Genomic DNA, 25,203 nt, shown 5'->3' with positions numbered 1-25,203 from the left:
GCGTGCTCGCCGCCTGGTTGGGCCGGGCTCGCGCACTGTTCGCGGGCCCGGCCCCCGCGCCGGCTCCCTCCGTACTGGCGCTGCCCGCGCTGTGGGCGGAAGGCCGCGCCGACATAGCTGACTTCGCTGACTGCCCGCGCGAGAAGCGCCGGACTCCGCACGCGATGCGTGTGGACGGCTCCCAAAAGTGCTTCCGCTGCGGACATGAAACCCCAGGACAGGACTCATGACGATCACCGACAACGAGCCGTTCGGGCCTGAGTATCTGCGCCCAGCGCAGGCTCCTTGCCCCAACTGCCCGTGCTGCTCGGCCCGCTTATGTGAGAAGGGCCGGACCAGCGTGATGCAGTGCCACGGTCATGTGGCCGACTCGGAGACGGTCGCCATCGTCTCCGCGTGCCCGTGCTCGGCGGAGACAACGCGCGGCACGCACGCGTGGCGGATTGCGCAGATCCGCGTCGTGAAGCACGCGACCGAGCAGCCGTTGCCGAAGGCGGCGGCGCATGTGCTGCGGGCCCTGGCCGGCGGCGACTCGTTCCAGGACCCCACCGACGAACTGCGCGGACTGCGTGCTCGCCGGTATGCGGACGGCAGCGAGGACTCGTGGCGGATCACGCAGCTGGGCCGCCGGTATCTGCTGGCCCTCGAAGAGCCGCGCTACACCAGCGCCGTCTACGTGAACTCGGTCGACCTGAAGACGCGGACGGCGAAGGTCGTCGTCCTCGGCTGGCACATGGAGCGTGAGGTCACAGTCCTCGCCGACTTCCTCGCGCAGGCCGGGGGCCTGAAGCTGGGCGACCTGCCGGGCCGCCACCTGGACGCGAAGGTGAACCTCGGCGTCGCCGACCCCGACGACCTGGTGCTCACGCGAATCCAGATGCCCGAGCAGGTCACCGAGGACTACGCCGCGGTGCGCCCGCTGCGGATCATGAAGAGCGGTGCCCGGTGACGCACAAGATGAAGAGCATCCACCTGTTCGCATCTGATCCGGAGCCAACGGCCGAGATCGCTCCCGGCCCGAACGTCGTCGGGGTTGACCTCTCGCTGTCGGCTACCGGCCTCGCCTCCTCGATGGGGTGGTGCCGGGTGATCGGCTACGAGGACAAGAAGAACCCGATCACCAAGCTCCCGCACGGAGTGCGGCTCTTCCACATGCGGCGCGTCCTGGACGCGGCGACGGAAGCGATCGGCCGCCCGGACCTGGCAGTCATCGAGGCGGCGGCTCTGTCCAGGTCCGGCGGCGGAGCGCATGAGCGTGGCTGGCTGTGGTGGCGGATCTTCGAGCGGCTCACTGACGCCGAGATCCCCGTCGGCCTCATGTCCCCGAACCAGCGGATTTTGTACGCGACCGGCAAGGGGTCGGGGCCGAAGACGGCCGTCGTCGACGCCGTCGCCCGCCGGTGGCCGCAGTGGCGCACTGGCGGCAACGACAACGCGTGCGACGCCGTGACGCTCATGGCCGCTGGCCGTGACTGGCTGCTCGCCCCGATCACCGGAATGCCCAAGGCGCATCGCGCCGCAGTCGAGAACGCCACGTGGCCGGAGGTGGAGCAATGACCACGATCGTCGAGGTCAGCGACGAGCAGATACTTCGGGCGCTGCTCGCCGAAGAAGACGTGTCGAATCGAGCCGTTGCTCAAAGGCTCGGCATCAGTGACCGGCGGGTCGACGAGGTGCGTAAGCGGGCCGGGTTGCCCTCGTACGTGCGCGGCCGGCGCGCGGCCTACCGCTCATGGGAAGAGGCGTTCACCCAGCAGTCCGAACCTGTCGATGGCGGTCACCGGCGGTGGACCGGCCCGCGGGAGAAGTCAGGGACGCCCGTGGTTCGGTACCGGACGGCCATCCAGACCGCGTACCGGGTGGCGTTCCGGCTACACAACGGGCGCGAGCCGGAAGGGTACGTGACCCGGTCGTGCAAGATCCCGGGCTGCGTCGCTGGTGAGCACCAACAGGACCGGATCATGCGCGAAGCGGCGAAGGCCGGTGAAGCGGCGTGAACAGCCTGGCGGACTTCGCCACATGGGAGCACGGCATCGACAAGGTGGCCGTTCAGCGGGTCCTGAAGGGGACGTTGCCGCACACGGCGCTGGAGCCGGAAGAGCTGCGGTACGCGGCTAGGCACTCAAAGGAGTCAGCGCGCAGCGTCGCGAAGCTCCTCGGCGTCACGGAGAAGACCGTCATGAGCTGGCGGGAGGCCGAGGGATGAAGACGGCCCTGGAGGTTCTGATCTGGATCGCCGAAAACCTCAGCTGGTGGTGGCTGCTGTTCCTGGCCCCGGGCGTGCACGTGTGGGCGTGGCTGTGGCTGCGGCCGACGGGCAAGCACCGTCGGCCGCGCCCCGGCCGGTCCGAGCCGGGGGAGGTGGTGGCGCCGCCTGCCGTCGACGAGGACACGATCGTGTTCCAGCCGGTGACCTACGCGGGCGTGGGGGACGACGGCTGATGCCTCGTCCCAGCCGCTACGCGCCCGACACCCTCTCGCGTGCTCCGCACTGGTCCGACCGGGCCGCCTGCCGCGAGTTGGACGACCGCTCGATCTTCTTCCCCGAGGACTTCCCCAAAGGGCTGGTGCTGCTCGTCACCAGGGAAGCGAAGGCGGTCTGTGCTGGGTGCCCGGTGATCGAGGCGTGCCTTGAAGCGGCTCTTGAACGGCCGGAGCCGAACGGCGTCTGGGGCGGCTTGGACAAGGACGAGCGGAAGACGTTCCGGCGACGGCAGCAGCGGCGTGCTCGCCGCCGGGACGACCGCAGACGGGAGGAGGGCGGCGATGGCGCGGGCGAAGCGGCCGACGCTGCCTGACCTACCGGCGAGCGGAGTTCTCGACTGGTCGAACGCGAAATCCCACTGGGCCGAATGGCGACGGCCGTGCCGGTACTGCAAGGGGCCGACCAACCTCCGCGACGAGGAGGGCCGCCCATCCCACAAGACCTGTGCCGAGACGCACAGGGCGCGCAAGCAGGCGTACGCCGCGCAGGAGTACGCGGAGCGGACCCAACTCATAGACCCGCGCGCACGAAACGCGCGCAGCACTTCAGGAAAGGCGGTGCCGTGAAGGCGTTCCGCAAGTTCATGGTCGGCCTGTCGTTCGGCGTCGCGACCTGGGCCGGGACCGCGTTCATACCGGTCGTCGGCCCGTGGTCGCCCGTGCTTGGGCTGGCCGTGGCCTTCGTCTTCTGGGCCTGACCCCTTCACCCGGCCTGGGCCGCAACTGGGCGGCTCCAGCTTCAGATCCACCAGTGCAGAAAGGTTCGTTCGTGTCCGTGGACGTCGCTGCTCTCTACGAGGAGGGCCTGGGTATCCGCAGCGTGGCCGAGGAGCTCGGCCGTAGCTACGCGACTGCTCGGCGGGAGTTGCTGGCCGCCGGGGTGGAGCTCCGCGCCAGCGGTGGCCGTCCCATGGAGGCCGACCCGCTCGCCGAGCACCTCGCGGTCCTGTACCGGGCCGGCCAGTTCGGGCGCGGCCTGAGCATCCGTGCCATCCAGAAGCGCACCGGGTACGGGTACGCGTTCATACGGACGCGCCTCCTCGCGGCCGGCGTCGAGATGCGCGACCAGCACGGGCGGCCCCGAAAGGCGGCGGCCTGATGCTCAGCCCCTCGAACTGCGGGGTCTGTGGCGCCGCAATCCGGTGGACCATCACCGAGGGCAGGAAGCGGCTCGCCGTCGACGCCGAGCCGCACCCGGACGGCAACACGGCCGTCTCCCGGGACGGGCGGGGCACGTGGCTCTCGCGTCGGCCAACGGAGGAACTGCCGGTCGCTCCCTACGAGAAGCTGCACAAGCCCCACGTGGCCACGTGCGAGGGACAGCAGAGCGACGAGCCGATGACCCGCTGCCTCGGCGTCATCCATCTCGACGAGCGTTTCCGTGACCGAGATGGGCGCGTCGGAGGTGGCCGGTGATCCTCGTCGGCCTCTATCTCTTCACCGTCCTGACCGGCTCGGCGGGCCTCCTTGGGCATACGCCGGTCCTGGCCTCCATGACCCAACGCGCGGCCGTCTGGGCCGTCCAGCGGGCTGCCCGCGGCCGCCGTCGGCCGCCCGTGCGGCGGGTGCCGTCGTGGGCCCGAAACGGGGGGCAGCGATGACGCCGGCGACGCCTCCGCCGCTCGGGGACTGTCAGCTGTGCCGTCACCGGAAGCACCTGTGGTCGCACAAGTCGAAGCGGGACGGGCTGGTGCGGAACCTGTGCGGCAGCTGCCACGAGTCAGCGTCGCTGGCCGAGGAGCGGGGCGGGTTCATCGACTTCGACCAGGCGTACACGCACGGCTCGGACGAGGACCTGCTGACGTGGCTGCGAGGCGACTTGTGACGGCCGAGCTGACCGAACTCCTTGCGTTGCCCGAACGGTTCCGGCAGCCCGAGCCGCCGCCTCCCGCCCGTTTCACCGACGAGGCCTAGCCGTCGCCCCTCCCCTCCCCTCAGCGCGACCTGAAAGCGAGCATCTGTTGAGCACCGAGCGCCCCCGCGTCATCCGTCGCGGCGCCGTCGTCGACTGGATCAAGTTCGACGCCGAGCTTGCCCGCGACGGCAGCGTGGACCCGGTCGACAAGGCGCTCTACGCGGCTATCGCGTCGTTCGTGGATGCAGGGACGCGGGAGTCTGCCGAGTCGGCGGAGGTGGACCCGAACAACGTCCCCACGCGGGTGCCGACCCGCAAGCGGCTGGCCGAGTGCATAGGCCGGTCGGTTGACACGGTGGATCGCGCGACGAAGCGCCTGGAGGCGTACGGCCTGCTCCGCGTGGAGCGCGTGGCCGACCCAAAGCACCCCAAGCGGCACCTTCCGAGCGTGTACGAGCTGCTGGACCACCACCGGTGGGATGAGCGGGCCGAGCAGCGGGCTGCGGCCCGCCGGGCGGCACGGAATTCCTCGGGGGGTGGCCGCAGTGGTGCGGCTACCCCTGACCGCACAGATGCGGCTACCGGTGGCCGCATCCATGCGGCGACCCCTGGCCGCATGGATGCGGCGGTAAAAGATCTACAAGAAGGTGTTGAAGAAGAGAGTGGGGAGAGTGCGCCTTCGGCGCGTAGCGCCGCTGACGTCCGTAGGACCGGTGCAGGTAGTAGCGCGCGAGCGAACGGCGGCTCCGCCGCGTCGAGGAAGAAACTGCGGCTGACCGGTGAGCAGAGGGCGGCTCTCCGGGCCGTGGAGGCCGCGCTTCCCCGCCCGCTGCTCGCCCAGCTGCCCGGCCAGCGGATCCCGGGCAACAACCACCGCGCGGTGCTCGCTGCCCTGGACGCGCGTACGCCCGAGCAGATCGCCGGGCGGATCGGCCGCCGGTGGGTTGGCTGGGGCATCGAGCCCGCCTTCTACGACGGCCTGATCCGGAATCCGATCGGCGCGGCTATGGCGCTGCTGGGCCCGACGCCGTGCTGCCCCGACCCGTCGTGCGAGGACGGCGTCATGGTCGACACGGGCGCTGAGTGCCGGGCCTGCGTCGCACGCCGGGCGAACCGGCGCGCGGCCTACAACCGCGGCGAAGACCCGCGCCGCCCCCCTGGCGCCTCCACCCCGCGCCCAGAGTGCGTCGACTGCGGTCGCCCGCTCGCCGGCGGCATCCCGGACGACGGGATGTGCCGAAGGTGCCGCGCAACGCCCGCCGACGCCATCACCGCGCTCATGGCGCGCTGGGCCGCCGAGGACGCCGCCCGCGCCGAGGCGGAGGCCCTCCACGCCGAAGCCGCCCGCCGTCGTGAGCAGCGTGGCGCCAACCCCCAGACCGCCGACCAGCACGGCCAACCGCCGTTCTGAGCCACCACGAAGGAGAACCCCGTTGCAACCCCAGTACGACACCCCCGAGGCGCTCCGCAGCTTCCTGAAGCTGTGCCTCGACCCCGGCCACGGCATCAAGCGGACCCCAGAGAAGCTGGCCGAGGTACTGCCTGAGCCGCTCGTCCGGAAGGCCGTCGAGTTCGCCCCGCACCTGGGCACGCTGCGGCACGCGGCCCAGGCCCTCGACGAGCAGGCGAAGAAGGCTCAACAGGCGTACGCCGACGCGTTGGCCGGGTGGATCCACGGCGAGGAGCCGGAGCCCGTTCGGTCGATGCCGCTACTCCAGGCCGTCGCCGTCGCGTACGACGCCGCCGTCTCCCACGCCGTGGGGTGCGGTACCTGCTGGCCGGGCATGCGGCTCGCCGAGATGTGCCCGGACGGGCAGCGCGCCGCTATCGCGAGTCTCGACACGGTCCCCGCCACGGCGGCCGAGTGCACGCACGACGAGGACGACGAGATCCGCACGGTGGCCGACCAAGTCCTGAGGTGTATCTGCGGCGCCCCCGTCGTATGGGCGAGCGGCATCGTGGACTTCGGCTGGAGGCACTCGCCTGACTCGGGCCGGAGCTGCCAACGTGCCCGGCCGCGCTGCCAGGAATGCCACATGCCGCACGCGTTGCTGCCTGGCGAACCGCCACTATGCAGAGGCATCCGCGAACACGTCACCGGCCCGGCAGCGACCAAAGCGACCGGCCCCCAGACACCGCTGACGTCCCCCGAGCAACGAGACGGCGTCCGCCTCGAGTACCGGGCGCGCGTGCCCCGCGGCCTCGTCGGCGCAGCCCTCGCCGAAGCGGTCACCGCCATCCACCGCGAGATACAGCAGCAGGAGGGACCGCCCGCCCGCGACTGAACGCCAACACACGCAGGGCCCCGGAGCCACTGCCGGTACGTCGACGCAGCGCCTAGTCCAAGATCCCCAGCTCGGTGTCCGGGCGGCAGAACGCGCACGCCTCCAGCTGCGCATCCGTCAAGGCCAACCGCGCTTCGTGCGCGGTCACCGGGTGCGTCATCTCGCTGGTCATCGTGCAGTCGTCCGAGTGCACCGCAGCCTCTTGCGGGCCTGACGGAGTCCGCCGCTGCTCGATGACGAAGCCCGTCGACTTCCGCTCGCCACGGGTGGGCGCGGGCCCCAGGGCCGCAACGGCTGTCGCTGGCCGGCGCTGCGGCGGGCGTGGGCGGGCGGGCTTCCTGTTCTCGGCCACCGTGAGGGCGTGCCGTACGGACTCGACCTGAAGCCGCAGGTACGTGACCACGGTCTCTTCCTCGGCGAGCTGCTGTTCGAGGTACCCGAGGATCGCCCGAAGGCGAGCAGGGTCAGGCGGCAGCTCGTTCATACGTTCGATTCAAGCACCCGTGCCTGCGGCTCGTCGATGTGACGTCGAGTGTCCTCTGCCATCGAACCTTGATCGCGTGCCATCGAACTTTGACGGATGTGAGTTCATGCCATCAAAGCTTGATCACGCCTGGTCAGAGGCCCCGCTGAGCGGGGGCGGCGCCGCGTAGTGCGTGCGCCTGATGCGCCAGGTCAGAGGTGGCGCGAGACCGAGGCGCTCGTGACCACGGCAACGGTTAGTCCTACAGATCGCGGGGGCGGCGTCGCCACCATCGCCGCCGCACGAACGTGGTGTCGGGCTGTGGGGTTATGCGGGGCCCCCAGCGACGTACGAAGACAGTGCCAGGCGGCGGGGCGTCAAGACGCGCTCGTTGCCAGTGACCGGTCTCTGGGTCCCAGGTGATCACCTGCCATGGTGCGAGAGGGGCTCCTTCCTCGGGCTCGGTAGGCTGCGGTGGTAGCGACGGACGTAAGGCGTCGGTGGGTACTCGCAATACAACCTTGCTGCGACGGTGGCCCACCACGATGTCCTCGCCGTTCGCGGGTCGCCCTGGGGTGCGGCGGCCTAGCAGCTGGCGGACTTTCGCGTAGGTGTCCTCGCCCGCTTTCGTGCTGATGGCCTGTACAAATGGGATCAATGCGCTCCCACCAAGCACGCCGAGGAGGAAGTCCACGGACCCGCCCCCGGCCGTCGCCTCTGCGCTGACTTCTAGCTGGTCGCCTTCGAGTACTCCCTGTTCACTCAGTGGAACGTCCGGGGCGAGGCGCACCGCGTCGCCGTCTTTGTTGCGCAGATCAACGACGGTTCGGGGGCGGCGATCGGGCCCATCCGGCACTTGCTTGTAATGGAGCCACACTGCATCGGCGATTTCCTTGGGAGTGGCGTTCCATGGCATGTCGCTGCATTCGAAGAGCTGCCGATCAGGACCTAGTACGAACAACTGGCGGTAGGCCGCCCCCTCTGTCCCCATGTTCCGCAATGATCCTCCGCTGGCCGCGTCGCCGCCATACCACTATCAACATTCGGCATCCCGCCAACGCGTCCGCTCAAGGTTTGCTGTCAATCGCTCAAGATTCGCTGGCACAGGACATCGAGTTGCCGGGCGGCCTCGATCGCCGCTGTCCGTTCTCACCAAAGCTAGTCGTCGTCTCATCCAATCCAGTCGACGCGGCTCATGCCAGGGAAGTCAGCCCAATGGCTGTGTCCGACGACTGGGTCCCTGGTCGCTGGGGGCTTAGCTGGCGGCGTGACACAGGTGGTCTTCGTGGCGACCGGTGGAGCGGGATTCCCGATGAGGCCAGCGAACCAACAGAGGGCGATTGTGAGACCAGCCAGGGCAACAAGCGGCCAGGTTGTCGCCCACGACTGGCGAACGGAGAGCCGGCGCGTCTCGCTGTGTTCGAGGACGTGAGCTGGGTCGTCGCCTCTGAGGACCGCGAGTGCACGGTCTTCGTTCGTCCGGTAGACGATGCGATCGAGGCGGTTCCGCCGCTCAATCTGGATCGCCATCCCGGCAAGGGCTACGAAGGTGCCGATGAACACGAAGCGGAGCACCCAGGTCAGCTGTTGTGGGTGCGACACTCTGCCTACGGCATCCAGTGCGAGCTTAGTGGCTACGAAGTCGACGACGGCTACGGCAGTGAACATCCGAAGCCCGATACTGCGCCGGTCCTTCATCGCATCGCGTCGATGGCGAGCCACCTCAACGAACTCAGCCGCCGTCCGTGGTGCTGACGGCTGGGGCAAGATCCCGGACAACTTGGCTCCCTTGTCACTCGGAGGACAACAAGAAGATCCGTACCTTGCTGGCGGTCGGGCATATCCAGCTCAAGGGTGGATTGGATTGAATGAGACGACGGCTGGCTTCGGTGAGAACGGACAGCCGCCCGGCTTATTCACGACGAGGTGATCCGCTCAGTCGGCGGTGCCGGCTCCGCCGTCCGCATCCTCGGCCTTCTCCTTGCGCGGCCGGGTCTTGCCCGACCCGGAGTAGCCGCGCTCGATGTCCTGGACGGTGGAGGGGGAAACGTCGATCTTCGCCGCGATTTTCCGGTGAGGGACCTTCTGCTCTCGCTGGCGGAGGACGAAGTCCCGCCGCAGGTCGCTGAGCTCCTTGACCTTGGGCCCGTACTGCCGCAGGAAGACGCTGATCTCCCGCGCCCTGTCCGCCTCGTCCTCGATGGCTTTGAGGGCTTCCAGGGCGTCGAACACGCGCTGTGCCACCTTCCCGCCGCCTGCCTGTTCCTCGGCCATCCGGTTCCTATCTGCCGCGGCCGCTTGCCCGACTGTATGGGGGTCCCATACAGTCGGGCAAGCAACGTGATGTTGCGCCTACAAGTCGGCCCCCGGTCGGGGCCTAGGAAACGCCGACCGGGGGCCACGTCAGATGGAGCTGACGCATGCGACAGCGTACTAACGCGCGCCCGGGTTCTCCCCGGGACGTCGCGAACGACCGCACGAGCAAGGCGATCCGCCGGTGACCGCCCGCCGGATCGACACGAGGACGCCGAACCAGGCGGCCACCCAGCCGGCGACGGTGCAGGCGTGCCAGCAGGACCGGGGCGCTGCGCCGGAGCGGGACGCTCGGGCTGAGGAAGCCGTCGGACAGCTGGAGTCGACGCGGTTCCACGCGAAGGCGAGTGCCGAAGCCGCCGGGGGTGCCCCTGATGGGCGAGCGCCTCGACCGCATCCGCGAAGCGATGACGGGCGGTCCGCGCTACACGCCCGCCGTCGGCCCGCACGCCTCGACCCGCGACCAGGAGAAGAACGCCCGCCGTCGCGCCCGTGAGATCGACCTCGGGGCGGGCCGTCGCCGCCGACACCGCGAGTCCGTCGCGAAGGGCAAGACGACGTTCGCCTTCGAGGAGAAGCCGGGCTTGTTCCGCCGACGCCGCTCCTGAGACCGGGCCGGGCTCCGCCCCTCGCGGAGCCCGGCCCCTCAAGCGGGCCGCTGCCTTCCCGCCTTCCCGGGCGGGGGCCGCTTCCCCAGACCGCCGGGCCCGTGCCGGCCCCCCTGTGCGCGGGCCCGGCTTCACGTCCGATCGAGCACGAAGGATCACACCATGACCACTCCGCCCGCCGTCGGTAAGAACGCCTCGGTGAAGGTCGACGCCCAGATGTATGACGACCTTGAGGTGATGCTGTCCACCGGTATGACCCTGTCGGACGCCGTGCGATCCGCGCTGCTGATCGTTGCCGGGGTCTACCGGAAGGTGTGGGACGCCGGAGCGGTGCCCGCGCGCACGCGTCCGACGATCGAACGGTTCTGGATCACACGGTGTGACCCCGGTCAGTGGCCCGGCCGCGGTACGGCGCAGACGACGGTTCCCACCGCCTACAGGCTCCGTCCGACGCCCGGTCCCCGGGGTGTGACGGCCCGTCCGACGCCCGGCCCTCCTGGTGCGACGGCCCGTCCGACCGACCTCCCTTCGTCGTACCCGGTTCTCCCCGCCGGTGTGACCCGGCCCGTCCCGTCTTCCGCACCGGTACGACCGGACGGCCCCGCAAAGACGGCCCGAGGACACCAGCCGTGAGCGAGCCCGATGAGGGGGAGACGAAGGTTCGCGCGGCACTGCATCGTCTCGGCGCCCGCTCGGCCGGGCACGCCCCGGCCGGGGACGCTGAGCGGCAGCCCGCGCCGGTCCCGGTCCGGCCCGAGTACGAGCCGACCGTGCCCGGCCCGCGCCGGGCCTGCGCGCCGCGCCTGCCCGACTGGTGGAACGCCAGGAAGCCGGAACTCGAGACCGACGACGCCCAGGAGGATGACGAGCAGGGGGAGAGCCCCGCATCCGTCGAGCAGCACGACGACGGCGACGACCTTGCCGAGGGCCGCCGCCCCCGCCTGCGGAAGGTCTCGAAGCAGCCCGACGCCGACGACATCGACGAGCCCGACGACCTGGGCGAAGAGGACGCCGAAGCGGTCGACGAGGACGCGGGGGAGGGGCAGCCACGGAAACGGGCTGCCCGGTGGCGGCGTTCGCACGGCGAGACCACCCGGCCGCCGTTCGCGACCGCCGTCCCGCTGTACCGGGAGGCCGAGAAGGTGTCACTCGCCGAGCTGATCCGCCACGTCCCGGCGCACAAGAAGTGGCTGCTGTACATCGGCACCGGCTTCGGGGCCGGCTGGTACTTCGGCGTCCCGCAGTTCGTCCGCGACGCGACGGCCAGCGTCGCTCAGCACGAAGGCCGGCTCCAGGACAACCCCGACGTCTACTTCTGGGGCGTCGTCGCGCTCGTCGTCATCTCGCTCGACCGCCGCGCCCGCCACTCCTGGTTCCTGATCGCCTGGGTCACCCGCGGCCTGACCGTCTGCCTGATCCTCGGCGCGCTGCTGTACGGCAACCCCCTCCCGCACTGACCTCGGCCACCCCCTCGTAAAGGAAGCAGACCCGTGAAATCCCTGATCCCTTCGCTCGGGGTCGTCTCGTTCGCCGTCGTCCTCACCGTCGTGCTGATCCTCGGCACGAAGGAACAGAAGGCCGGCAAGGCGAAGCCGCTCGGCTGGTGGTGGGTGCTCGGCCTCAGCATGATCGCCGGGGCTTCGTACACGGCTGCCGGGTGGCCGTTCGACATCGTGTCTCAGCTGATCATGGGAGACGCCGTGAGCCTGGCGACCGCCACCCTGCCGGGGATCACGCTGCCGGGTCTGGCGCTGATCCTCCTGGCGTTCCTGGCGTGGATGGGGCTCACCCGACGCCAGGTCGCCGTGCTCGGCATCGTCCTGGTCCACATCATGGCGGGCGCGGGCGGCGGGTTCGGCACCCTTGCCCAGCGCATCCACGCGATCGCGATGCACTTCGCGTCATGACCACCACGGCGCACACGCCCGGCCCGGACAGCGAGACGACACAGCTCGCCGCCGGGCTCACCGCCGAGCAGGCTCAGGATCACGGCGCACGTGAGCCTGAGCCTGCTGTTGGGCCTGCGTGTGAGCCTGAGCCTGAGCCGGGGGAGACGCCCGAGAAGATCCCGGCGCTGGTGATCTCGGACCTCCGCCCGTACGCCGACCCGAAGGCCGCTGTCAGCCTCGCCCGCCGCGGCCTGGCGGCGAGCCGTAAGCCCGCGACCAGGCTCGGCCACCACGCCCTGGCTGGCGTCGCTGCCGTCGCCGGGTGCTTCTGGAGGGGGACCCGGATCCTCGCCCGCCTACTGATCGGCTGGCTGAGAGGAACCTACGGCGAGAAGTTCTCCATCCCGGCTCGGTGCGGGGGAGTGGTCCTGGTCCTCCTCGCCACCGTCCACACGGTCCAGCGCTACGGCACCCCCGTGGTGCTGGCCGTCGTATGGCTGTGGTTCCAAGCGGCCGTCATGACCGGCCGGGGCCTGTTCGACCGGAAGCTCAGCAAGGCCAAGGCAGAGCAGCCAAAGGCCGCACCGAAGGCCCCCGAGAAGGCACCCGAGAAGGGCCAGGAAAAGGCCCCGACCAGCCGCCGTAAGGGCCCCGCCCGATGGCTGCGCAGGCCCGCCGAGCAGACCCCCGCCGAGGCCGTTGAACAGGCCCCCGACGAGGACCGCAGCGAGGCCCTGGCGGAGCCCGCGCTGACCGCCCTGATCCGAGAGCTGATCGGTGACGACAACGGGGTACACCTGGGCGTCCTCCGACCGGCCATGCGGGAGCGTATCCCCGGCCTGGCAGAGGCCGACGACAAGCAGCTGCGGAAGGTGCTCGTGGAGGCCGGCTTCGACCCCTCCCGCACCTTCCGGGCGAGGGGGGTCGCTGGGCGCTCCGGCGTGCACCGCCGGGACCTGCCTCCGCTCCCCTCCCCGGGAGGGGCCCAGGAGGACCCTCCAGGGCACTCTCCACTAGCGGAGAGTGGTGCTGACCTGCGGAAATCTCCGAAGGTGGAGAGTGGCCGGAGAGCCCTGCGGAAGCTCCCCGAGGGGTGGACGGAGGAGGACGACGCACGCGGATACCGATGGAAGAACGACCCCGGTCGCGGCCCATCCGCATGGGTGATGGAGCGCCGCGAAGACGTCGAATGACCGGCTGGCGCAGCGAAACGAACAGCCCGTACGAGGTGTGAAAGGCAGGGAACCATGGGCCAGCTGAGGGGGGCATCCTCCATCATGAGCGGTGACGAGACGCGACTGAGGAGGGCGCCCGTGGGCGGGCCGTACGCGTACCGCTGTCCGCTGTGCCGGACGACGTCGGAGCCAGTCGATACCCGGGCGGAGGCAAGAGCCGAGGGGAAGCAGCACCGCCACGACTTCCACGGCGGTCACCACCCCGACGGCGAGGAAGTCATCCCGGTCGCGCCTCCACCGGTGCGATGGGTCGACGTGCCGCGCGGGCAGAAGATCGCGACGGTCCTCCTCGTCCTGGCCCTGCTGCTCGGCGTCTGGGCCAAGACGGGCTGACGAAGACGCGAAGAAGGGCCGCACCTTCCGGTGCGGCCCTTCCTGTGTCCGTGGACTACTCCTTCGGCTTCGCCTTGTTCGGCTGCCGGGGCAGATGAGGGTCAGTCCTGGGTCGTCGGCTGCTGCTCAGACTGCGCGGCGCGGCGTTCCGCCCTCCAGGCTGCCTTGTTCGGCTGTCGGGGCGGGATGTCGTACTCGTCTTTGAGGAGGCGGAGTGTCGCTTCCGTCCACGGCACGAGCGGGTGTTCAGCGACGGCCTTGTAGGGGAGATCGGTGTCGGCCTTCAGGTCTGCGGCGAGTGCCGCGCGGGCCGCGTGACGTGTCCGCTCTTCCAGTTCGACGGCGTCCTGCCACGCCTTGATGGCGGCGCGGGCCTCGTCGCTGGGCTTGTACTCGGGCACTGGCTGCTTGCCGAAATAGGGCTTGGGCATGCCTCCAGTGTTCCATAACCGGTTTGTTTAAACTGCTTAGCTCCAGCCGGGCGGCGCTCAACTCGGCACCGAGAGCGGCACATTTGGGAGTTTCTTTACAGAATCAACTTGTTAAAACTGGCTAGGGTGAACCGTTTTGGACAGAATGAAAGTAGCACCACAAACCGCCACAGACAGGAATGAGCTGGTCATGAGCCCATACGCCGAGCGCCTCGCCGCGGCCTCCCCGCTGGCCGCCGCCGCATACCGGTTCGGTGAGATCGTGGACGCCACCGACAAGGCCCGCGCCGCCGAGGCGGCCGAGCCGAAGGTGTGGCACTTCGCCAGCAGCAACGACGCCCGCACGGCCGCCGACCGCGAGGAGGTCGCCGACGGGGACGTCCTGGTCGTCGAGTCTGAGCGCATCGTCGGCTTCACCGTGGGTGTCCTGCCGGTCGCGATCACCGAGCAGCACGGCGCGTTCAACCGCTACGCCAACCTCGGGAAGCCCGCCCGCGAGTACGCGGAGGGCTCGTGGACCCGCAGCGTTGAGCGCGCCGAGCAGGTCGCCATCGAACTGGACTACGCGCTCGCCGACCCGTCCGCCGCCCAGGCGGCCCGGATCGCCGCAGGCCGACCGGTGCCCATCGAGATGCCGCGCATGCTGGTCGAGCCGGGCGACGTCCTGCACGCCTTCGGCGCACGCCTGAACGTCCTCGACACCGGAACCCGGATCACGGCCACCGGAGAGGGCGAGTGGTGGGCCCTCGTTCACGGCGATACCGAGGCGGACCGCCGGCGCACCTACCGCGACCAGTGGGCCTTCGCGGTGCCCCTCGCGACGGCCGCCTGGGACGTCGTCACCGTCGAGCGGGTCCTTCCGGTAGCACGCGGCTGACAAGAATGCCCCGCCTCCTCCCCTCCACGAAAGCGAGACAGACATGAGCGCCACCACCTTTGAGGACCTGGTCCGGATCGCCGCGAGCACCGAAGCCCCCGGCATGCACGACGAGTGCGGAGCCTGCGAGGCGGCCATCGGGGAGCCGTGCACGCTGAACTGCGACAACCGCGGCGCGGCTGCCCGGGACGCCGTACGCGCCGAGGTGGTCGAGATGACGGGCGAGCGGTTCCGCGAGGTCCTGAAGGACGCCCGTGAGCGCGAGGCCCGCGACGACGAGACGCCTGGCTTCTTCTGGGCCTGGTGGGCGGTCGACGCCGAGGCCCAGGCGCGCGGCCTCGACTGCCCGGTAGGTATCTGACCTGCGATTTCTTGAGGAATCCTTTACCGAATCAATTTGTGAAAACTGGCTAGGGTGAGTTGATTCGGGCAGAATGAAAGTAGTTCAAAACACACCAAAGAACACGGAGTGAATGCCATGACCGCCACCGCCCGCACCGCCTCCATCGCGACCAATGCAGTGAAGTGCAAGGGCGGCTGCGGTCGCACGCTGACCTCCGCCAAGAGCATCGCGCTCGGATACGGACCGACCTGTGCCCGCCGGGCCGGCCTCACCGCACCGCGCCCGCGCCGACAGCCGGCCTACCGCCTCTGGCAGGACCGCTGCGGCTGGTGCGTCGAGGAGGTCTGCACGAACCTCGGCTACTACGGCCTCGCCTACATCGGCGCCCGAGCCCTCGCCGACCACTTCGAGCGGCGTGCCTTCACCGTTGCCGCCTGACCCGCCCGCCCGTCGCAGAAGGAGCATGACCGTGAAGCTCTCGCAGTACGAGATCGAGATCCTCGAAGACGCCCCCACGTCCGGAGCACTCAGGCCGTACGCCTACGCGGCGTGGACCGACCGGCGCGGCGACCTCCAGATGGGACCGGTCCGGAACCGCTGGGTCGACCCGGCGGGCACGGTCTACTACCAGTGCAGCCCGTTCGCGGGCGCGTGGGACAACCATGTCCCGCAGGGGCGCATCCATCGTGTGCGGCACCTCCAGGCGATGAGCCTCCAGGGCGCCGACGACGTCAAGTAGCGAACCGCAGGCCGCTGACCTGCGGTTTTCTTTGACGATCCTTTAATGAATCGGCTTATAAAAACTGGCTAGGGCAAGTCGATGAATGAAAGTAGTTCAAATCACCACCAACCAGGGAGCGGGACGTGCGCGCAAAGAAGGTCACCACCGAGCACAGCAGGTGCCTGAAGTGCCACCGGCCCCTCCGCAACCCCAGCCCGGACGGTCTCGGCCCGAAGTGCAGGCGGAAGGTCCGCCGCGCCACCCGGGAGGAGGCCGCCCACCCCAAGTGGCAGGTCGCCAAAGCGGCCGAGCTGCTTGAGCTGGGCGCCGTCATTCCGCTCCGCCAGAACCGGATCTTCCTCGTCGTCGCCGACGACGGCACGGAGGTCTACCGGACCGCCGCCACCGGTCAGTGCAACTGCCCGGCCGGCCTGCGCTCCGTCCGCTGCTACCACGCCGTCGCGGCCCACCTGCTGGCCGCGTGACCACCGAAGGAGACGCAACGATGTCCGCTTACCTCGCCACCGCCCGCCGCCTGAACCACCTCGCCGCCGTCGTGCGCGGCCGGGCCTACCACCCGCAGCACTTCATGATCGAGACGGTCGCCGGGGCCATCGAGGACGCCGCGATCGCCATCCAGTCGTCCCCGGTCGACGAACCCGGCCAGCTCCCTCAGCCCGCCGTGGACGCCCTGCGCGAGGCCACCGACCTGCTCACCCAGCACGACTTCATGATCCCGGCGGTGATCGTCGACTACGCGACCGCACCGGTCACCGGCGTCATGCCACAGATGGAGCCGCTCAAGGCGGTCGGCGTCCGGCTCGCCCGCCTGGACGCGGACTTGCGTGCCCGCCGGTTCGCCATCGTCGAGCACGGCCATCTCAACTCGCGCGACGAGGAAGTGCTGAACGCGGCCCTCATCGGGCTCACCGTCCTCCACCGCAGGCACGAGCGCCTGGCCGCCGAGATCGCCTTCGACAACAACCGGCCCTGGAACCGCGGCAAGGCCCCTGCCGACCTCGCCAACCAGTGACCGCCACCCGGACTCGAACAAGGAGTGTCCCGATGAGTAAAGAGTTCGCCGTCAACATCGACACCGTGCCGAGCTGGTTCGAGATGCCCTGCATCGCATGCGACATCACCGGCGGTGAGAGCCGGGCGAAGTCCGTCGTCAAAGCCAGCAGCGGCCTCGGCCTGGGCACATGCGACGACCACACCGACGTCACCTATCAGGTCATGCGCAGCCTGCGCACCTACGACCTGGCCGGACTGCGCACCTCGTTCGTGACCGCCGGGCTCACGGCCGAGCCGCATCCCGGCCAGCAGCTGGCCGACGCCTACCGCGCGGCGCGGCACGCCGCAGCCGCCGGCGGGCCGACCGAAGGCGACATGCTGCGCGCGGCGCTGGCCACCTTCGGTATCCCGTCCTTCTACGGCAAGGACCGAGGTGTCTCGTGCGTCCTGGTCGCCGTCGACCGTACCGCCGACGAAGACGACGCTCACACGGGGGCGCGCGTGTTGCTCCACTCCGGCGAACACGCCATGCGACCCGCCCGGCAGCACGACAAGCCATGGGCGGCATCCCTGTACGCGGCCGACGGCGAGTACATCAACGAGCTGTTCGCCGTGCGGCCGGGCCTGCCGCTCGACGAGGAGTGCGCGACCGCCGCCCTGTCCCTGGCCAGCTGGCTCACCGCGAACGCCCACCGCTACCCGCGCGCCCTCTGACCTGCCACCGACCTCGACCAGATAGGAACGAACGTGCCGATCTACCTGCGCGCACCCGAAGCCCCGGCCGGCGGCCCCGACGGGAAGGGCTGGAACAGGCTGAGCCTCAACGCCCACGGCGGCCTCCCGAATCAGTGCGCCCTGCGGCCCCGCCGTTGGGGTGCGCTGCTGGAGTCCCACGACACCCGGCGGGCCCGCTGGGGCGGGTTCGGCCACTGCATCAACCGCGGCGACTGCAACGACTGCCCGGTAAGAGCGGCAGTGTACGAGCAGTGCACGGTCGTACCAGTGAACGCTCCCCGCGTCCTGGTGCGCTGCGAGCCGGTGTTCGCCCCCGGCACGCTCTTCGGCGGCCCGGACGCATGGCGCCTGTGGGTCACGACCGGCCCGGACGACCAGGACTACCGCAACCGGCAGCCGAAGCCGTGGACTTGGGAGCACGCCGTCCGGGTTCACGGATGGGACCTCGGCCGCCCGTACCTCGACGAACACGGTGAGGGCTTCTGGCTGGAGCGCACCACGCGCGTCCCCGCGTGGGGCTGCGTCATCACAACCCGCACGCGGCCGTCCTTCACCCGGCACGCGTTCCGCGTGAACAGGACCAGCGTCGCGCTCCTGCACCACCACGGCGAGTGCACCCACGACGACGAGTTGCTGAACGCGATCTCCCACGCCTGCCCCGGCCCGGACGGCGCCGACGAGGAGCGCGTACCGGTCAGCTGGCGGCAGGCGCAGGAGATGACGCCGCAGCCCGCCGGGAGCGTCCGCTTCGGCGTCGACGTGGGGACGACGAGCGTGAAGATCGTCGCCGTCGACGGGCCCAGATACGAGCGGGTCCGGCTGACCCTGTCCGGATCCGGCTGGACGGCCGAGCGCGTCCGAGCCGCCGGCGAAGCACTCCGTACCCACCTCGCAGGCTGACCCCTGACCCCCTCGCAGAGAACAGGACGACGAGCATGAGCCAGCACGACATCCAGACCCCCGAGCGCTTCGGTGGCGAACCCCTGTACGGCAACCTGCCCCTCGACTACCGGCAGACCGTACGGCCGTTCACCGTCACCATCGCCGGACCCGAGCGCCGCGAAGGTTCCCGCCCCACCACGTACGTGGTCGAAGAGTGCTCCATGGAGAAGGCCTGGGCGAAGGCCCTCGCCTGGCACATCACGGCTGACGAGACGATCGACTGCTACGTCCTCGCCGACGAGTCCCACGAGGGCCTGCCGGACGGGGAGCGCGGAATCCACTGGAGCGACCTGCGAGCCGAGTACCGGCGGCAGGAGGACCTCGACGACCTCGCGGACCAGGCGGCCGAACTGGTCCACGAGTACGAGGCGGCCGTCACCGGCCGCGTGGACACCGATGGGCAGGCGCTGCCCGGTCAGCGCGGCTACGTGGACGGCGTCGTGAGCAAGTACGAGGCGGACGCCTGGCCGATGGTCCGCAGGCTGTCGGGCCTCAACGGTCGCACGGAGCTTGGCCAGTGACCGCGAGGGGCCCGGTGCCCGTCAACGGGATCCTGTACCGGGTGCGCCTGATCTGGCCGGACGCCGGATGGGTACTGCGTGAGCCGCCCGGCGTGAAAGCGTCCCTCACCTGGCAGGGTGGGCCGAGCATCGAGGAGGTCACCGAAGAGTTGCGGCGGCCCGACATCGACATGAGCCGCACCGACTGACAACCGCCTGACGGGCTCCTGACCTGCGGGTTCTTGAAAGTTCTTTTACCGAAATGGCTTGTTAAAACTGGCTAGGGCAAGCCATTTCGGACAGAATGAAAGTAGTTCAAAACACACCAACCTGCACGGAAAGGGAGCCCGCCATGGACACCGCCACCGCCAACGAGGTCTTCGCCGCGGCCGCAACCGCCTCCCACTGGAAGCGGACGAACCTCGGCCTGACCGTCCTGGTCTCCCACGACCGCTACTGGTATCTCGTCCAGCTCCCCGCCGAGGAGCGCGCCGAAATCATCGGCCGCGAGGGCATCGGCGGCGACGAGTGGGTGACCGCGCGTGCCACCTGGCCGCAGACGATCGCCATGGTCGACGCGGCCATGGCCGCCACCCGCGTCTGAGCCCTCCCCGGCCCGACACTCGCCGGGCCGGGCCTTCCATCCCGGAACGGAAAGGACCGATCGACATGACCACTAGCCACGTCTGCAACGAGGAAGACGAGCGCGCCGCGTACCGCCGGTACGTGTCCGACGGCCTAGCCGACACCGACGGCTGGTACAGCCCCGAGCCCTTCGAAGCCTGGCGGGCGCACTACCACCGGGGGATCGGCTACCAGGAGCCGCGCGCGGCGGAGTGCACCGACACCGAGTGCAACGCCCCGCAGCACGAGCGGACCTGCCTCCTGGACCACGGCAAGCGCAGGAAGCCGCGATTCGAGTCCTTCTGCCCCTCCTGCTACGAGCCCCGCGCGGCGGTCATCGTCGCCGCCCAGCGTGCCGCACGCGCCCCCCAGCAGAGCGCCGCCTCAAGCCCTCCCGCCGCGCCCCACGAAGGGACCAAGCCGGTAGGAACGAGCGCCACCGCCTCAACCCCGACCGTCGCCATCGCGCGCGTCCTGCGCCGCCTCGGCCTGACCCAGGGGCGAGGCGGCGACTTCCGCGTCACCGGGGACTACCGCAACGGCGAGCGCATCGGCACGTTCGTCGTCGTCAGCACCCGCCACGGCGACGAGGTGATCGCCGAGCGGGCGGACGACATCGAGCGCTGGGTCAGCGAAGACGGCGGCTGGGCGTTCCGCGTGTCGGTCCGCTACAGCAGCGCAGGCCGCCCGATGACCACCGTCGCGAACTACGGCAGCCGGGTCCGCGAGACGCCGCCCGCCGCACCGGCGGTCCTCGAGGACCCGGCGCAGCCGGAACCGGCTGGCGAGCCCGAGCCGGTCGAGGAGAACGAGCCGGTCCCCGTGCCCGCCCCGCCCGTCGAGGACCCGCAGGACCTGCGCCTCCAGCGGGCGCAGGCCGCCGCGCTCGGCTGGTCGACCGGCCAGGCCGATCTCGTCGCCAGCGCGGCAGCCGGCCAGCTGCACCGCGACTTCGACGGCACGCTGCGCGAGGTGCCGGTGCCGGGGCTCCCCGGCCGCATCGTCGCCAGCCACCGCCTGCCCCCGCTGGTGAAGGCCGGGTTCCTCACCATCGGCGAGCCCGACGAGACCGCGCGCCGCCCCATCCGGGTCACCGCCGACGGCCGTCGCGCCATCGCCGTATGGAGGCGGTGGAAGCCTCAGCCCGTCGAGAAGAACCGCCCCGAGGAGTACGAGGCGCTCCGCCCGCTCCTTCACGGCGAGCAGGCCGCCCGGCTTGCCCGGCGAGCCCGCGAGGAGGACGAGAAGAGGCAGGCGGACCGGACCGTGTTCTACGAGGCCCTGGACCGCCTGCATGCCTAGGAGGACCGGGAAGAGCGGCTGTGGGCGGTCTGGGCGCAGGTGAACGGCGTCCGCTTCAAGTTGCAGCGGCGGCCGGCGGACTGGTTGCCGACCGAGGAGGAGATCGCCGCCCACTTCCTCGACCCCGAGCTGGTGGCCGAGCTCCGCGCGGATGTCGAGAATCCGCAGCCGAAGCCTGAGTTGCCGAGTGTCCGGAGTGCGCCGCCCGAGGAGCTGCCGCCGCTGGAGGCGGACCTGCGGACCCCCGAGCAGCTCGACCTGTTCGGCGCGAGCCTCGCCGGGGTGGGCGCCTGACCTGCGGTTTTCTTAGAAGTTCCTTTACTGAAATGGTTTGTTAAAACTGGCTAGGGCGAGTCGTTTCGGAAAGAATGAAGGTAGTTCAAAACACACCAACCCGCCCGGAAAGGGAGCCCGACATGGCCGCCACCTTCACCGCCGACACCGAAGCCCTGGCCAACGCCCTCGCCCTCGCGTACGAGGACCTCGACCTGACCGACCTCCACCCGGGCATGGCCGCCCGGTACCGGGGCCTGGCGGCCGACCTGGTCGGACAGAACCTGCCGCGCGAGATGAAGGTGATCGCCGAGGTGCTCGCCCTGTGCATCGAGGATGCCGGCCACCTGGACCAGATCGCCCCCTGGGACGTCTGCCGTCACCTGGACGTCGCGGAGGACATCCTCGCCCGGTTCTGACCCCCGCCCCACCCCCGGCCCGGCACTCCAAGGGTGCCGGGCCGGCTCATGCCCGCAAGGAGAGAAGCGATGGAACAGCTCGACCTGTTCGCCGACCTCGGCGAACCCGAACCCCCCAAGCCCGAGACGACGATCACCCTGCCGAAGCCGACCGCCGGTCAGTGGGCGTCCACCCTGCCGAAGCCGCAGCAATCGGCCAGCATCACCCCCGAGGTCAAGAAGACCGGCAGCCGCGGCCGCGAGTTCGCCATCCGCCCCGCCGACGGCCCGACCTTCGGGGAGTCCGTCTCCACAGCCTGGCACCAGGCTCACGGCGGCAACCGCATGGAGATCCCGCTCGGCCTCGTCGCCACCCTCGCGCTCTGGCCGCAGAAGGAACACCCGCGCACCCTGGCCGAGTTCTTCCGCGGCCTCGACGCCCAGCAGATCCTCGCCTGCGTCCGCGAGGTCGCCGCCTATTGGTGGATGCGCCGCCCCGACCTCATCGACACCGCCTCCGTCCTCTTCCAATGGGCCGAGGGGGAGAAGCACACGGCGAACGAGCTGCGCGCGATCCGCGCCACCTTCCACGCGGCCCTGGACGCCAACGTCCTCGACCACACCGGGCGAGCGGATCCAGCGTGGAACGGCGATGTCGACCTGATGTCGTGGGCGGTCACCAGCCTGCGGCACAACTCGGCCCGGCAGGGCCTCGGCGAGTACCACACACCGCCCGAGGTGTGCGACATGATGGCCGCGCAGATCATCGGCCAGGACAGCGAAGCAATCCACGACGGCTACTCGTTCCTCGACCCGTGTGCCGGAACCGGCGGCATGTTCCGCTCCGCTGCCCAGCACCTGCGATACATGGGCCTGGACCCGGCCAACTACACCTGGTTCGCGCAAGAGCTCGACCCGCTGGCCGCAGCCGGGTGCGCCGTCAACGTGATCGTCTGGGGCCTCGGCCCGAACGCCATGGTGGCCTGCGGCGACACGCTCGCCGAGGGCAACCTGTGGCCCCGGGCCGTCGAGCACCGCCGCGCCATGGTCGAGCGCCGAGACGACGTCGCCGCCCAGATGGCCATCGCGTACGCGCTGGCCCGCACCGAGCAACTCCTGGGCATGGACTCCGAAGCAGCCTGACGTGCTTCTTTTGCCGTTCCTTTACTGAAATAGCTTGTTAAAACTGGCTAGGGCAAGCCATTTCGGACAGAATGAAAGTAGTTCAAAACACACCAACCTGCACAGAATGGGAGCAAGTCATGGCCGTCACCCTCGCAGAGATCTTCGAGTCCCTGGCCGAGAGCTACACCACCCGCGAAGAGAACGCGCGCACGAAGCTCGCCAAGTGCCTGACGGACCTCAGCCAGGGCGTCGACACGAGCCTGATCCGCACCGCGATGGACGCCGCCGCCGAGGCCGTCCCGTACAGGCGAGTTCTGGAGTACGCCGAGAAGGCCGGCGTCCGCGTGGCCCTGACCGACGTGCGCAAGGACCTCACCCGCCAGCTGCTGACGCGGTATGCAGGGTCCAGCACCTGCCAGATCCGCAACGAGGCCGCCCGCATGGAGGTGGAGGCCGCGCAGCGGTTCCTCCAGAACACGGACAACCCTCCTGGGTCACTACGAGGACGCCCCGAACGAGGAGACCGCCGAGCAGGCCGAGGCCGAGCCGGCGCCCGCGCCGGTCAACGTCCCGACGGCGACCCCGGCGCAGCAGCGCACCCTGGAGGCCATCCGGGACAACGGCGTGGCGCTCCAGGAGCTGCGGGTCGGCCAGTGCCGGGTGACCGTCGAGCGCGGCGAGAGGCCCCGCCGCGACATGGTCGAGTGGGTCGTTGGCCAGGGCTGGGCGCGGCAGGCGCGGAACACGTCGCTCTTCGACGGCCAGGCGGTGACGCTGACCGACATCGGCGAGGCGATCCTGGCCCGCTGACCCACGGCCACCGCACCTCACCGGCCCGGCACCGGGCGCCTTCGGGCGCACCGAGTGCCGGGCCGGACCCACCCCGGAAGGGGGCAGCCGCAATGAGAACGCCTCTGACCTGCGGGTTCTTAGAAGTTCTTTTACTGAATCAGCTTGTTAAAACTGGCTAGGGCAAGCCGATTCGGAAAGAATGAAAGTAGTTCAAACCACCCCACCAGCAAGCGATTGGACGCGCTATGACCGCCACCGCCACCACCGAGGCCACCACGACCACCGACCTCGACGGCACGGAAGACGTCGTCAGCCCGACCGACACCCCCGCGGGTTTCGCTCCGGACGGACTCGGCGCACCGAAGGACGACGACTTCCCGGCGGAGAGGACGCCCGCCCGCAGGCTCCCGCGCCGCCCCCGCACCCGGGCCGCTGCCGCCGAGCCCGCCGAGGCGCCCGCGAAGAAGACCACCGCGAAGAAGGCCCCGGCCGCGAAGAAGGCGACCCCCGAGAAGAAGGAGACGGCCCCCAAGGCGGCCGGCGATGAGAAGCGGACGCAGCTCCGCACGATCCCGACCAGCAAGATCGACCGCGACCCGGGCCAGCCGCGCGAGCACTTCGACCAGGCCTCCCTCCAGGAGCTCGCCAAGTCCATGGCGAAGCTGGGCCAGCTCCAGCCGATCACCGTCCGGTACATCCCGGAGACGAAGCGGTTCACGCTCGTCATGGGCGAGCGCAGGTGGCGGGCCGCGCAGATCGCCGAGCTGCCCCAGATGCAGGCGGTCGTCCTGCACGGCGCCAGTGACGGCCTTGAGACGTTCGCGAAGGCCGTCGCCGAGAACGTCGGCCGCGAGAACATGACCTCCATCGAGGAGGCGAAGGGCTTCAAGAAGCTCGTCGACGGCCGCATGGACGAGAACGGCAAGCAGATCGAGCCCGGATACACGGTGGACGAGGTCGCCGACCTCGTCGGCAAGAGCCCGGCCTACGTCCAGTGGCGCATCGACCTGCTGCGCCTGTGCCCCGAGGCGCAGGAAGCCCTCGTGAAGAACCAGCTGCCGGTCGGCCTGGCCTGGTACGTCGGGAAGCTGTCCAACGACAACCAGGTGCGCTTCCTCGGCAAGTGGGTGCGCGGCGACTTCAAGAGCGCCCGCGACGCCGAGGCCTTCGCGCAGGCCCTCCACACCGAGGAGAAGCGGCAGGAGGAGCAGGGATCGTTCTTCGTCCTCTCCGACGAGGCCGCCGCCGCACGCAAGGACAACGGGCAGGAGTCCCTGCCGGGCACCCTCGACCTGCCCGAGCAGGAACGCGAGCGGATCGTCGTCGACCGGAAGAAGCTCGTCGGGAAGATCGAGAAGCTCGGTGAAGCCGGGGAGATCCTCTCGCTGCTCGCCGCCACCGAGCCGGAAGAGCTGGCACTGCTCCTGGCCGGTACGCCCGGCGGCATCGGCGGTCACCGGCTGCGCATCAAGCACCTCCAGGACATCGCGGGTAAGGCGATGGCCAACCTCCGCAAGGCGGAGATGGTCGCCGCGGTCCGCGCCAGTGGCCTGACCGTCAACCCCGACGCCGAGGCCGGCGACGATGCCACCCCCGACGCCGGGGCCGACGTCGAGGCCTGACCCCCGTCCCGCCCGAGGCGCACCGCCCACCGCGCGGTG

Annotated in this window: 39 protein-coding genes; 36 read left to right on the top strand and 3 right to left on the bottom strand. The window is 70.0% G+C overall.

Going from position 1 to position 25,203, the window contains the following annotated elements; translation table 11 throughout:
* Window positions 1-226: 226 nt before the first annotated feature.
* The 12 genes from QF027_RS23505 to QF027_RS23450 all read left to right on the top strand — a co-directional run bounded on the left by QF027_RS23505 (window position 227) and on the right by QF027_RS23450 (window position 6,624).
* On the top strand, window positions 227-949 hold the full coding sequence (locus tag QF027_RS23505; RefSeq protein ID WP_307076897.1) for a hypothetical protein: 723 nt from the start codon (window positions 227-229) through the stop codon (window positions 947-949).
* On the top strand, window positions 946-1,557 hold the full coding sequence (locus QF027_RS23500) for a hypothetical protein (RefSeq protein WP_307076895.1): 612 nt from the start codon (window positions 946-948) through the stop codon (window positions 1,555-1,557). The genes QF027_RS23505 and QF027_RS23500 overlap by 4 nt, the downstream gene beginning before the upstream one ends.
* Window positions 1,554-1,997 (top strand): winged helix-turn-helix domain-containing protein, encoded by a 444-nt coding sequence (locus tag QF027_RS23495; protein ID WP_307076893.1) that lies wholly within the window; start codon window positions 1,554-1,556, stop codon window positions 1,995-1,997. The genes QF027_RS23500 and QF027_RS23495 overlap by 4 nt, the downstream gene beginning before the upstream one ends.
* The gene (locus QF027_RS23490; protein ID WP_307076891.1) at window positions 1,994-2,206 is read left to right on the top strand and encodes a hypothetical protein; all 213 of its coding nucleotides are present in this window, start codon (window positions 1,994-1,996) and stop codon (window positions 2,204-2,206) included. Before QF027_RS23495 ends, QF027_RS23490 begins: the two co-directional genes overlap by 4 nt.
* The gene (locus QF027_RS23485) at window positions 2,203-2,442 is read left to right on the top strand and encodes a hypothetical protein (RefSeq protein WP_307076889.1); all 240 of its coding nucleotides are present in this window, start codon (window positions 2,203-2,205) and stop codon (window positions 2,440-2,442) included. The genes QF027_RS23490 and QF027_RS23485 overlap by 4 nt, the downstream gene beginning before the upstream one ends.
* A complete protein-coding gene (locus QF027_RS23480) occupies window positions 2,442-2,798 on the top strand; it encodes a WhiB family transcriptional regulator (RefSeq protein WP_307076887.1) in 357 nt (118 codons plus the stop codon). The genes QF027_RS23485 and QF027_RS23480 overlap by 1 nt, the downstream gene beginning before the upstream one ends.
* Before the next feature lie 249 nt (window positions 2,799-3,047).
* Window positions 3,048-3,182 (top strand): hypothetical protein, encoded by a 135-nt coding sequence (locus QF027_RS23475; protein ID WP_307076885.1) that lies wholly within the window; start codon window positions 3,048-3,050, stop codon window positions 3,180-3,182.
* A gap of 71 nt (window positions 3,183-3,253) precedes the next feature.
* Window positions 3,254-3,583, top strand: coding sequence for a helix-turn-helix domain-containing protein (locus tag QF027_RS23470; RefSeq protein WP_307076883.1), 330 nt, complete (start codon window positions 3,254-3,256; stop codon window positions 3,581-3,583).
* A complete protein-coding gene (locus QF027_RS23465; protein ID WP_307076881.1) occupies window positions 3,583-3,900 on the top strand; it encodes a hypothetical protein in 318 nt (105 codons plus the stop codon). Before QF027_RS23470 ends, QF027_RS23465 begins: the two co-directional genes overlap by 1 nt.
* Window positions 3,901-4,081: 181 nt before the next feature.
* Window positions 4,082-4,309, top strand: coding sequence for a hypothetical protein (locus QF027_RS23460; protein ID WP_307076879.1), 228 nt, complete (start codon window positions 4,082-4,084; stop codon window positions 4,307-4,309).
* 136 nt (window positions 4,310-4,445) lie between these two features.
* The gene (locus QF027_RS23455; RefSeq protein WP_307076877.1) at window positions 4,446-5,750 is read left to right on the top strand and encodes a hypothetical protein; all 1,305 of its coding nucleotides are present in this window, start codon (window positions 4,446-4,448) and stop codon (window positions 5,748-5,750) included.
* Window positions 5,751-5,772: 22 nt separating this feature from the next.
* Entirely contained in the window at window positions 5,773-6,624 is an 852-nt protein-coding gene (locus tag QF027_RS23450) for a hypothetical protein (protein WP_307076875.1), read from the top strand.
* Window positions 6,625-6,676: 52 nt separating this feature from the next.
* Here QF027_RS23450 and QF027_RS23445 read toward each other — a convergent pair whose 3' ends face one another.
* Window positions 6,677-7,108 carry a DUF6233 domain-containing protein gene (locus QF027_RS23445; RefSeq protein ID WP_307076873.1) on the bottom strand — a complete coding sequence of 144 codons (432 nt, stop codon included), beginning with the start codon at window positions 7,106-7,108 and terminating at the stop codon, window positions 6,677-6,679.
* A 1,395-nt stretch (window positions 7,109-8,503) separates the two neighbouring features.
* Here QF027_RS23445 and QF027_RS23440 point away from each other — a divergent pair.
* Window positions 8,504-8,842 carry a hypothetical protein gene (locus QF027_RS23440; protein ID WP_307076871.1) on the top strand — a complete coding sequence of 113 codons (339 nt, stop codon included), beginning with the start codon at window positions 8,504-8,506 and terminating at the stop codon, window positions 8,840-8,842.
* A 180-nt stretch (window positions 8,843-9,022) separates the two neighbouring features.
* Here the strand turns inward: QF027_RS23440 and QF027_RS23435 are convergent, their stop codons facing one another.
* Entirely contained in the window at window positions 9,023-9,361 is a 339-nt protein-coding gene (locus QF027_RS23435) for a helix-turn-helix domain-containing protein (protein ID WP_307076868.1), read from the bottom strand.
* 413 nt (window positions 9,362-9,774) lie between these two features.
* Here QF027_RS23435 and QF027_RS23430 point away from each other — a divergent pair, with 413 nt between their 5' ends.
* From QF027_RS23430 to QF027_RS23405, 6 genes are all read left to right on the top strand, one after another.
* Window positions 9,775-10,008 (top strand): hypothetical protein, encoded by a 234-nt coding sequence (locus QF027_RS23430; protein ID WP_307076867.1) that lies wholly within the window; start codon window positions 9,775-9,777, stop codon window positions 10,006-10,008.
* A 162-nt stretch (window positions 10,009-10,170) separates the two neighbouring features.
* Window positions 10,171-10,641 carry a hypothetical protein gene (locus QF027_RS23425; RefSeq protein WP_307076864.1) on the top strand — a complete coding sequence of 157 codons (471 nt, stop codon included), beginning with the start codon at window positions 10,171-10,173 and terminating at the stop codon, window positions 10,639-10,641.
* On the top strand, window positions 10,638-11,465 hold the full coding sequence (locus QF027_RS23420) for a hypothetical protein (protein WP_307076862.1): 828 nt from the start codon (window positions 10,638-10,640) through the stop codon (window positions 11,463-11,465). The genes QF027_RS23425 and QF027_RS23420 overlap by 4 nt, the downstream gene beginning before the upstream one ends.
* A 33-nt stretch (window positions 11,466-11,498) precedes the next feature.
* Window positions 11,499-11,915 (top strand): hypothetical protein, encoded by a 417-nt coding sequence (locus QF027_RS23415; protein ID WP_307076860.1) that lies wholly within the window; start codon window positions 11,499-11,501, stop codon window positions 11,913-11,915.
* Window positions 11,912-13,090, top strand: coding sequence for a hypothetical protein (locus QF027_RS23410; protein WP_307076858.1), 1,179 nt, complete (start codon window positions 11,912-11,914; stop codon window positions 13,088-13,090). Before QF027_RS23415 ends, QF027_RS23410 begins: the two co-directional genes overlap by 4 nt.
* A gap of 120 nt (window positions 13,091-13,210) precedes the next feature.
* Window positions 13,211-13,465, top strand: coding sequence for a hypothetical protein (locus tag QF027_RS23405; protein WP_307076856.1), 255 nt, complete (start codon window positions 13,211-13,213; stop codon window positions 13,463-13,465).
* Between the two features lie 101 nt (window positions 13,466-13,566).
* Here QF027_RS23405 and QF027_RS23400 read toward each other — a convergent pair whose 3' ends face one another.
* A complete protein-coding gene (locus QF027_RS23400; protein WP_307076855.1) occupies window positions 13,567-13,896 on the bottom strand; it encodes a hypothetical protein in 330 nt (109 codons plus the stop codon).
* 190 nt (window positions 13,897-14,086) lie between these two features.
* On the opposite strand from QF027_RS23400, the gene QF027_RS23395 reads away from it, so the two are divergent.
* From QF027_RS23395 to QF027_RS23315, 17 genes are all read left to right on the top strand, one after another.
* Window positions 14,087-14,773 carry a hypothetical protein gene (locus tag QF027_RS23395; RefSeq protein WP_307076853.1) on the top strand — a complete coding sequence of 229 codons (687 nt, stop codon included), beginning with the start codon at window positions 14,087-14,089 and terminating at the stop codon, window positions 14,771-14,773.
* A gap of 43 nt (window positions 14,774-14,816) precedes the next feature.
* A complete protein-coding gene (locus QF027_RS23390) occupies window positions 14,817-15,134 on the top strand; it encodes a hypothetical protein (RefSeq protein ID WP_307076851.1) in 318 nt (105 codons plus the stop codon).
* 117 nt (window positions 15,135-15,251) lie between these two features.
* Window positions 15,252-15,554 carry a DUF6011 domain-containing protein gene (locus QF027_RS23385; RefSeq protein WP_307076848.1) on the top strand — a complete coding sequence of 101 codons (303 nt, stop codon included), beginning with the start codon at window positions 15,252-15,254 and terminating at the stop codon, window positions 15,552-15,554.
* A gap of 31 nt (window positions 15,555-15,585) precedes the next feature.
* On the top strand, window positions 15,586-15,855 hold the full coding sequence (locus QF027_RS23380; RefSeq protein WP_307076846.1) for a hypothetical protein: 270 nt from the start codon (window positions 15,586-15,588) through the stop codon (window positions 15,853-15,855).
* 125 nt (window positions 15,856-15,980) lie between these two features.
* Complete coding sequence (locus tag QF027_RS23375) at window positions 15,981-16,322, top strand: hypothetical protein (protein WP_307076844.1); 342 nt, start codon at window positions 15,981-15,983, stop codon at window positions 16,320-16,322.
* Between the two features lie 20 nt (window positions 16,323-16,342).
* Entirely contained in the window at window positions 16,343-16,870 is a 528-nt protein-coding gene (locus tag QF027_RS23370) for a hypothetical protein (RefSeq protein WP_307076842.1), read from the top strand.
* Window positions 16,871-16,902: 32 nt separating this feature from the next.
* Window positions 16,903-17,565: a hypothetical protein gene (locus tag QF027_RS23365; RefSeq protein ID WP_307076840.1), complete on the top strand. Its 663-nt coding sequence runs from the start codon at window positions 16,903-16,905 to the stop codon at window positions 17,563-17,565.
* Window positions 17,566-17,598: 33 nt separating this feature from the next.
* Window positions 17,599-18,486, top strand: a complete 888-nt coding sequence (locus tag QF027_RS23360; protein WP_307076838.1) for a hypothetical protein — start codon at window positions 17,599-17,601, stop codon at window positions 18,484-18,486.
* Between the two features lie 35 nt (window positions 18,487-18,521).
* A complete protein-coding gene (locus QF027_RS23355) occupies window positions 18,522-19,049 on the top strand; it encodes a hypothetical protein (RefSeq protein WP_307076836.1) in 528 nt (175 codons plus the stop codon).
* A complete protein-coding gene (locus QF027_RS23350; RefSeq protein ID WP_307076834.1) occupies window positions 19,046-19,237 on the top strand; it encodes a hypothetical protein in 192 nt (63 codons plus the stop codon). Before QF027_RS23355 ends, QF027_RS23350 begins: the two co-directional genes overlap by 4 nt.
* A gap of 143 nt (window positions 19,238-19,380) precedes the next feature.
* The gene (locus tag QF027_RS23345; protein ID WP_307076833.1) at window positions 19,381-19,632 is read left to right on the top strand and encodes a hypothetical protein; all 252 of its coding nucleotides are present in this window, start codon (window positions 19,381-19,383) and stop codon (window positions 19,630-19,632) included.
* 65 nt (window positions 19,633-19,697) lie between these two features.
* On the top strand, window positions 19,698-20,954 hold the full coding sequence (locus QF027_RS23340) for a hypothetical protein (protein WP_307076831.1): 1,257 nt from the start codon (window positions 19,698-19,700) through the stop codon (window positions 20,952-20,954).
* 39 nt (window positions 20,955-20,993) lie between these two features.
* Window positions 20,994-21,248 (top strand): hypothetical protein, encoded by a 255-nt coding sequence (locus tag QF027_RS23335; protein WP_307076829.1) that lies wholly within the window; start codon window positions 20,994-20,996, stop codon window positions 21,246-21,248.
* Window positions 21,249-21,370: 122 nt separating this feature from the next.
* Window positions 21,371-21,646: a hypothetical protein gene (locus QF027_RS23330; RefSeq protein WP_307076827.1), complete on the top strand. Its 276-nt coding sequence runs from the start codon at window positions 21,371-21,373 to the stop codon at window positions 21,644-21,646.
* Window positions 21,647-21,715: 69 nt separating this feature from the next.
* Window positions 21,716-22,768, top strand: coding sequence for an N-6 DNA methylase (locus QF027_RS23325; protein ID WP_307076825.1), 1,053 nt, complete (start codon window positions 21,716-21,718; stop codon window positions 22,766-22,768).
* A gap of 378 nt (window positions 22,769-23,146) precedes the next feature.
* Window positions 23,147-23,560, top strand: a complete 414-nt coding sequence (locus tag QF027_RS23320) for a hypothetical protein (RefSeq protein ID WP_307076823.1) — start codon at window positions 23,147-23,149, stop codon at window positions 23,558-23,560.
* Between the two features lie 227 nt (window positions 23,561-23,787).
* Window positions 23,788-25,164: a ParB/RepB/Spo0J family partition protein gene (locus tag QF027_RS23315; RefSeq protein WP_307076822.1), complete on the top strand. Its 1,377-nt coding sequence runs from the start codon at window positions 23,788-23,790 to the stop codon at window positions 25,162-25,164.
* The last annotated feature ends 39 nt before the right edge of the window (window positions 25,165-25,203 follow it).

Source organism: Streptomyces canus (assembly GCF_030816965.1).
Classification (GTDB): Bacteria; Actinomycetota; Actinomycetes; order Streptomycetales; family Streptomycetaceae; genus Streptomyces; species Streptomyces canus_E.
This window is presented reverse-complemented; position numbering and strand designations above follow the sequence as displayed.

Excerpts from the sequence above, each read along its gene's own strand:
- QF027_RS23505 (WP_307076897.1), top strand. The coding sequence starts at position 227 with ATGACGATCACCGACAACGAGCCGTTCGGGCCTGAGTATCTGCGCCCA.
- QF027_RS23495 (WP_307076893.1), top strand. The coding sequence starts at position 1,554 with ATGACCACGATCGTCGAGGTCAGCGACGAGCAGATACTTCGGGCGCTG.
- QF027_RS23485 (WP_307076889.1), top strand. The coding sequence starts at position 2,203 with ATGAAGACGGCCCTGGAGGTTCTGATCTGGATCGCCGAAAACCTCAGC.
- QF027_RS23480 (WP_307076887.1), top strand. The coding sequence starts at position 2,442 with ATGCCTCGTCCCAGCCGCTACGCGCCCGACACCCTCTCGCGTGCTCCG.
- QF027_RS23465 (WP_307076881.1), top strand. The coding sequence starts at position 3,583 with ATGCTCAGCCCCTCGAACTGCGGGGTCTGTGGCGCCGCAATCCGGTGG.
- QF027_RS23460 (WP_307076879.1), top strand. The coding sequence starts at position 4,082 with ATGACGCCGGCGACGCCTCCGCCGCTCGGGGACTGTCAGCTGTGCCGT.
- QF027_RS23445 (WP_307076873.1), bottom strand. The coding sequence starts at position 7,108 with ATGAACGAGCTGCCGCCTGACCCTGCTCGCCTTCGGGCGATCCTCGGG.
- QF027_RS23435 (WP_307076868.1), bottom strand. The coding sequence starts at position 9,361 with ATGGCCGAGGAACAGGCAGGCGGCGGGAAGGTGGCACAGCGCGTGTTC.
- QF027_RS23430 (WP_307076867.1), top strand. The coding sequence starts at position 9,775 with ATGGGCGAGCGCCTCGACCGCATCCGCGAAGCGATGACGGGCGGTCCG.
- QF027_RS23425 (WP_307076864.1), top strand. The coding sequence starts at position 10,171 with ATGACCACTCCGCCCGCCGTCGGTAAGAACGCCTCGGTGAAGGTCGAC.
- QF027_RS23410 (WP_307076858.1), top strand. The coding sequence starts at position 11,912 with ATGACCACCACGGCGCACACGCCCGGCCCGGACAGCGAGACGACACAG.
- QF027_RS23400 (WP_307076855.1), bottom strand. The coding sequence starts at position 13,896 with ATGCCCAAGCCCTATTTCGGCAAGCAGCCAGTGCCCGAGTACAAGCCC.
- QF027_RS23395 (WP_307076853.1), top strand. The coding sequence starts at position 14,087 with ATGAGCCCATACGCCGAGCGCCTCGCCGCGGCCTCCCCGCTGGCCGCC.
- QF027_RS23390 (WP_307076851.1), top strand. The coding sequence starts at position 14,817 with ATGAGCGCCACCACCTTTGAGGACCTGGTCCGGATCGCCGCGAGCACC.
- QF027_RS23385 (WP_307076848.1), top strand. The coding sequence starts at position 15,252 with ATGACCGCCACCGCCCGCACCGCCTCCATCGCGACCAATGCAGTGAAG.
- QF027_RS23370 (WP_307076842.1), top strand. The coding sequence starts at position 16,343 with ATGTCCGCTTACCTCGCCACCGCCCGCCGCCTGAACCACCTCGCCGCC.
- QF027_RS23365 (WP_307076840.1), top strand. The coding sequence starts at position 16,903 with ATGAGTAAAGAGTTCGCCGTCAACATCGACACCGTGCCGAGCTGGTTC.
- QF027_RS23355 (WP_307076836.1), top strand. The coding sequence starts at position 18,522 with ATGAGCCAGCACGACATCCAGACCCCCGAGCGCTTCGGTGGCGAACCC.
- QF027_RS23345 (WP_307076833.1), top strand. The coding sequence starts at position 19,381 with ATGGACACCGCCACCGCCAACGAGGTCTTCGCCGCGGCCGCAACCGCC.
- QF027_RS23340 (WP_307076831.1), top strand. The coding sequence starts at position 19,698 with ATGACCACTAGCCACGTCTGCAACGAGGAAGACGAGCGCGCCGCGTAC.
- QF027_RS23330 (WP_307076827.1), top strand. The coding sequence starts at position 21,371 with ATGGCCGCCACCTTCACCGCCGACACCGAAGCCCTGGCCAACGCCCTC.
- QF027_RS23325 (WP_307076825.1), top strand. The coding sequence starts at position 21,716 with ATGGAACAGCTCGACCTGTTCGCCGACCTCGGCGAACCCGAACCCCCC.
- QF027_RS23320 (WP_307076823.1), top strand. The coding sequence starts at position 23,147 with ATGCAGGGTCCAGCACCTGCCAGATCCGCAACGAGGCCGCCCGCATGG.
- QF027_RS23315 (WP_307076822.1), top strand. The coding sequence starts at position 23,788 with ATGACCGCCACCGCCACCACCGAGGCCACCACGACCACCGACCTCGAC.